Origin of the sequence: Bifidobacterium sp. (genome assembly GCF_051876855.1) — a bacterium.
Lineage (GTDB): Bacteria > Actinomycetota > Actinomycetes > Actinomycetales > Bifidobacteriaceae > Bifidobacterium.
Genome location: NZ_JBJEIH010000047.1, coordinates 1 through 5,839 on the forward strand (window position 1 = coordinate 1; position 5,839 = coordinate 5,839).

5 protein-coding genes are annotated in these 5,839 nt (G+C 60.3%); all 5 read left to right on the forward strand.

The genetic code is table 11. The features are described from left to right. Nucleotides 1-675 precede the first annotated feature (675 nt). The 5 genes from ACI38B_RS03855 (at nt 676) to ACI38B_RS03875 (ending at nt 5,745) form a co-directional block, all read left to right on the forward strand. Nucleotides 676-1,872 carry an ABC transporter substrate-binding protein gene (locus ACI38B_RS03855; RefSeq protein ID WP_439729596.1) on the forward strand — a complete coding sequence of 399 codons (1,197 nt, stop codon included), beginning with the start codon at nt 676-678 and terminating at the stop codon, nt 1,870-1,872. A 257-nt stretch (nt 1,873-2,129) separates the two neighbouring features. After that, nucleotides 2,130-3,053 (forward strand): branched-chain amino acid ABC transporter permease, encoded by a 924-nt coding sequence (locus ACI38B_RS03860; protein ID WP_318249882.1) that lies wholly within the window; start codon nt 2,130-2,132, stop codon nt 3,051-3,053. Nucleotides 3,054-3,055: 2 nt separating this feature from the next. Then, the gene (locus ACI38B_RS03865) at nt 3,056-4,180 is read left to right on the forward strand and encodes a branched-chain amino acid ABC transporter permease (RefSeq protein ID WP_439729605.1); all 1,125 of its coding nucleotides are present in this window, start codon (nt 3,056-3,058) and stop codon (nt 4,178-4,180) included. Nucleotide 4,181: 1 nt separating this feature from the next. After that, the gene (locus ACI38B_RS03870) at nt 4,182-5,048 is read left to right on the forward strand and encodes an ABC transporter ATP-binding protein (protein WP_439729597.1); all 867 of its coding nucleotides are present in this window, start codon (nt 4,182-4,184) and stop codon (nt 5,046-5,048) included. Beyond that, nucleotides 5,041-5,745, forward strand: coding sequence for an ABC transporter ATP-binding protein (locus ACI38B_RS03875; RefSeq protein WP_439729598.1), 705 nt, complete (start codon nt 5,041-5,043; stop codon nt 5,743-5,745). The genes ACI38B_RS03870 and ACI38B_RS03875 overlap by 8 nt, the downstream gene beginning before the upstream one ends. Nucleotides 5,746-5,839: the final 94 nt, after the last annotated feature.

Genomic DNA, 5,839 nt, shown 5'->3' on the forward strand with positions numbered 1-5,839 from the left:
ACATGGACTAATTCCAGATGCTCAACCGGCCCACTTCCTATTGAACAAACACAGTCCCGGGGATGTTTCCTTGCGGTATCTGGTTGCGGTGCGACTGAATAGTCGCACGAGTGGCTGGATACTGTTGTACGCGAGAGCCCACCCGCGCCTCGCCCCGCACCACCCCGCCTTGAGCCCTGCCTGCGTCTGCGCCCCGCCCGTGCCCCGCCTGCGTCCCGCCCGCGCCCCACATCACGCCCGCGTAACCTGCACCCGCACGTAACCCCGCGCCAATACGCCGGCAACATGATGATTGCCTGAAAAACAGTACGCCGTAACCGCAGTCCCTCCTCAAAGCAACCCCGCAAACCCGCACAATTCCGCCGATTCCCGCCCATGACGTCCACATTGTGGACATAAATTGTCTCAGGATGAGGTTATCGAAAAGTTCAATATAAGGACATGTCATTTACATCTCCGCAATCCTCGCGTATAAAGGGAACCCAGCAATAGATTGAGGAGAGGTTTATCCAAGTAAGGCCAAAAGCCCGAAGAACCTTTGCCTGACGGCGTTTGACGGATTCACCCGATCACATGTCGCGCGCGTCTGTGGCATTCAGAATCAGCATTTCTTGCGATATTCTGACGAATTCTCACGATTATTCCCAGAATCTTTTGTAGAGAGGAAGATTCCTGATGAACGCAAAGTTCTTCGGCAAGACGACCGCCATCGCGGCGGCCGCGGCCATGATGATGTCCATGGCGGCCTGCTCCGGCGGCAGCATGGACGATTCCAGCAACTCCGCCGGCGCTGCCAGCGGCAACACGATCACGCTCGGCAGCATCACCACGAATTCCGGCACCGCCGCAGCGTACGGCGAGGCCGAGCTCAAGGGCTTCAAGCTGGCCATCAGCGAGATCAACGCCAAGGGCGGCCTGAACGGCAAGAAGATCAAGCTGGAAAGCATGGATGACAAGGGCGACGCCACCGAAGCGTCGAACGCCTTCAACAAGCTCGCCGGCGACAGCAATGTCCTCGCCGTGCTCGGCCCGACGATCTCCTCGACCACCGCCGCGGTCGCGCCTCTGGCCGACCAGTCGAAGCTCCCGGCGATCGCGCCGGCGGCAACCTCCGATTCCATCGCCACCGGCGGCTACCTGTTCCGCACCTGCTTCAAGGATTCCTACCAGGGTGAGATCGCAGCCAAGTTCGCCGCCGAGACCCTGAAGGTCAAGAAGGTCGCCGTGCTGTACGGCACTGGCGATCCATACTCCTCCGGCGTGGGCAAGGCCTTCGCCGCCGCGGCCAAGAAGGCCGGCCTCGACGTGGTCGACGAGGAGAACTCCTCCAGCGCCGATGACACCGAATATTCCTCGCAGCTGCAGAAGATCCAGTCGTCCGGCGCCGAGTTCCTGTACGCGCCGTACTACTATTCGGTCGCTGGCCCGTACATCATCCCGCAGGCCCGCGCCCTCGGCTACAAGGGCTACGTCATGGGCCCCGACGGCTACGACGGCCTGAAGCTTACCGGCGACAAGTCCCAGTACGACAAGGTGCTGTACACCACGCACTATTCACCTGACGACACGTCGAACAGCAAGGTGCAGGACTTCATCAAGTCCTACAAGAAGGCCAACAACAACCAGGAGCCGAACACCTTCACCGCGCTCGCCTACGATTCCGTGTACATGTTCAAGCAGGCTTACGAGAAGGCCGGCAAGAACGCGACCCGCGAGCAGGTGCGCAACGCGATCTCCGGCATGTCCTTCAGCGGCGTGACCGGCAAGTTCACGCTCGACAAGAAGGGTTCGCCGAACAAGTCCGTGATCGTCCTTGAGCTCAAGGACGGCAAGCCGACGTACCGCACCACCATCCAGCCGTCCACCAAGTGAGGCTGACCGCCGTGCGCGCCCGGAACCCCAAGGATTCCAAGGGGATTCGAAAGGTGCAAACGGCAACAATCCCATGTGAAGGAGAGGGTCGATTCCGGCCCTCTCCATTCGCGTACTAGACGCCTTTTTCAGGCGACGCCACGCTTACATACATAGAGCTTTACGCTCGCGTTCGCTGATTCACTGAGTCGGCGATTGGCACACATTCGAATACACATTCACACACATCCACATCCACACACACGAAAGGAGGAATGATGAGCGGTTTCGTCATGTTCATCAGCCAGATTTTCAACGGCCTGAAGATCGGCAGCGTGTACGCGCTCGTGGCGCTCGGCTACACGATGGTCTACGGCATCATCCGACTGCTGAACTTCGCCCACGGCGACTTCATCATGATCGGCGCCTACACGCTGATGCTCAGCATTCCAGCACTCGCCGTCATGGGCTTGCCCGCATGGACGGCTGTCATTCCCGCAACCTTGGTCTGCGCGCTGGTCGGCGTGCTCGTCGAACGTCTGGCATACAAGCCGGTGCGAGAGAAGGGCAACAGCATGACCGCCCTGATTACCGCCATCGCCATGAGCTTGCTGCTCGAAAACGGCTCTCAGGCGATTTTCGGCGCTGATTTCAAGACCGTGCCGACCATTGTTTCCATTCCGACCCTGACCATCGGCCAGCTGAAGATCGACGGCGCGACCATCGTATCCATTGTGCTCGGCGTCATCATGATGGTCGCCATGCAGCTGTACGTCAAGCGCACGAAGCAGGGCAAGGCCATGCGCGCGGTGTCCGAAGACAAGGAAGCGTCCCTGCTCATGGGCATCAACGTGAACGGCACGATTACGCTGACCTTCGCCATCGGCTCGGGTCTCGCCGCCATCGCCGCGCTCATGTACTGCGTGTCCTACCCGCAGGTGTCCCCGACTATGGGCATGATGCTCGGCCTGAAAGCCTTCGTTGCGGCCGTGCTCGGCGGCATCGGCTCGATTCCTGGCGCCATGGTCGGCGGCCTGGCGATCGGCCTGATCGAAAGCCTGACGAAAGCCTATATCGGCACGATTACCGGCGGCGTGATCACATCCGCGTTCTCTGACGCGATCGTGTTCGCGATCCTCATCATTGTGCTGCTCGTACGCCCGTCCGGCCTGATGGGCGAGCCTGAGACGGAGAAGGTGTGACGATGAAGAAATCCGCGCTTTCCATGAAACAGTCCTATATCGTGTGCGCTATGGGTATCGCCGTGCTGTTCGGCCTGCTGATGGCGGTATGCGAATCCGGCGCTGCGAACACGTATATCAAGGGCATTCTGATGACCTGCTGCATTGCGGTCATCATGACCACGTCCCTGAACTTGACTGTCGGCGTGCTTGGCCAGCTGACACTCGGCTGCTGCGGCTTCGAGATGATCGGCGCCTACTCCGCGGCCCTGCTCAGCAAGCTGATTGTCGCCAAGGGCATCGCGATGGACCCGACCGCTCGCTTCCTGCTCACGATTTTCGTGGGCGCTGTGATTGCTTGCATCTTCGGCATTCTGGTTGGTATTCCGGCGCTGCGTCTGCATGGCGATTACCTCGCGATCATCACCCTCGGCTTCGGCGAGATCATTCGCGTCGTGCTGCAGAACATCCCTGCTGCCGGCGGTGTCGGCCTTGACAAGGGACAGGCCGGTCAGGCGCTTATCGGCATCGACCGTATCGCCAACCTGTACGTGGTGTTCTGGATTACCGCGATCACCGTTGTGCTGCTGTTCATGTTCGCGCGTTCCCGCTACGGCCGTGCGGTCAAGGCGATTCGTGACGACGAGATCGCGGCCAGCGCATCCGGCCTGAACGTGACGTACCTCAAGGTGCTCGTGTTCGCGATTTCCGCGTTCTTCGCGGGTCTCGCCGGCGGCATCTACGCGCAGTACATGGGTTCGCTCACCCCGTCGTACGCCGGCTGGCTGCAATCCACGAACTACGTGATTATGGTCGTGTTCGGCGGCATGGGGTCGCTCACCGGTTCGATTTTGTCGGCCATCGTGCTCACGATTCTGCCGGAGGCGCTGCGCGCGTTCTCCGATTACCGCATGCTCGCCTACTCGGTGGTGCTGGTCGTGTTCATGATCTTCCGCCCGCAAGGCATCTTCGGTTCGTGGGAGTTCTCGCTGCCGAAGCTCATCAACCGCATCGTCTACCGCAACGGTCGTGGCGGCGCGGCGAAGGCGGCCATTGCGGCGGAAACCGCGGAATCTGGCGCCGTGACTGCAACAGCGGCCGCAGCAAAAACCGCGGAACCCGCACAATCTGCCGGAAAGGAGGCGTGAGATGGCTGAACAACCGATTCTGCGTGCAGAACATCTCGGCATCACCTTTGGCGGTCTGCGCGCTGTCGACGATTTCAACATGACCATCAACAAGGGTGAGCTCGTCGGCCTGATTGGCCCGAACGGCGCCGGCAAGACGACCGTGTTCAACCTGCTCACCGGCGTGTACAAGCCCACTGACGGCGAATTCTGGCTGGACGGCGAGAAAATGAACGGCAAGAAGACCTACCAGGTCGTGCGTGCTGGCATCGCCCGAACCTTCCAGAACATCCGCCTGTTCAAGCAGATGACTGTCGAGGAGAACGTGCTTGTCGCGTTCAACGAATCCTTCAGCTACCATATGGGCGGCGCGATTTTCCGCACCCCGCGTTTCTGGCGCGAGGAACGTGAGATGCACCAGAAAGCCATTGATTTGCTGCGGATTTTCAAGCTCGAAGGCCTCGCCCAGACGCAGGCGGCGAACCTGCCGTACGGCGCCCAGCGCAAGCTCGAAATCGCGCGTGCGCTCGCGACCGGCATGAAGCTGCTGCTGCTTGACGAGCCGGCTGCCGGCATGAACCCGACCGAGACCGAGGACCTGCTTGATTGCATCAACACGATCCGCGACCGGTTCGGCATTGCGATTCTGCTGATCGAGCATGATATGAGCCTCGTGATGAACGTGTGCCAGCGCATTCAGGTGCTTGATTACGGGCGTACGATTGCGTCCGGCCTGCCTGAGGAGATTGCGCACAACCCGCGCGTGATTTCCGCTTACCTCGGCAGTGACGAGGATGAGGATGATGCGGCTGATGATGCGGCTGACGGGGTTGATGGCAACGCGGCTGATGATAACGCGGCTGATGGCAAGGAGGAGCACGATGCTTGATATCAAGAACCTGAGCGTATCCTACGGTGCCATCGACGCGGTCAAGGGCATCAGTCTGCATGTGGATGACGGCGAGATCGTGTCGCTGATCGGTGCGAACGGCGCCGGCAAGACCACGACCCTGCACACCATCACCGGACTGGTGCCGGCAAAATCCGGCAGCATCATGTTCAACGGCCAGGATCTGCTGAAAACCAAGGCGAACCGGATTGTGACCCTCGGCATGGCACACGTGCCCGAAGGCCGTCACGTGTTCACACGCATGAGCGTGCAGGAAAACCTCGAAATGGGCGCGTACAGCCTCAAGGACACCTCGCATGTGGCTGAGGATCTGGACAAGGTGTACACGTATTTCCCACGGCTCAAGGAGCGTCGTCGCCAGCTGGCGGGCACGCTCTCCGGCGGCGAACAGCAGATGGTCGCGATGGGCAGGGCGATGATGAGCCGGCCGAACACCATTCTGATGGATGAACCGTCGATGGGCCTGTCGCCGAAGCTGGTCAAGGAGATTTTCCGCATCATCGAAAAGCTGCACGATGAAGGCATCACCGTGCTGCTGGTCGAGCAGAACGCGAAAATGGCTCTGTCGATTGCCGACCGCGCGTACGTGCTGGAAACCGGCCGTATCACCATGGAAGGCAAGGCCAGCGACCTGCTCCATGACGAGAAGGTGCGCAAGGCGTATCTCGGTGCGTGAGTGCCGTCTGCGCTGGTGTTAGGCGCACACGTGTGAAGGGGAGAGAACGGGAATCCTGACATGGGCCCGGTCTCTCCCCTTTGCTGTTGCTTGG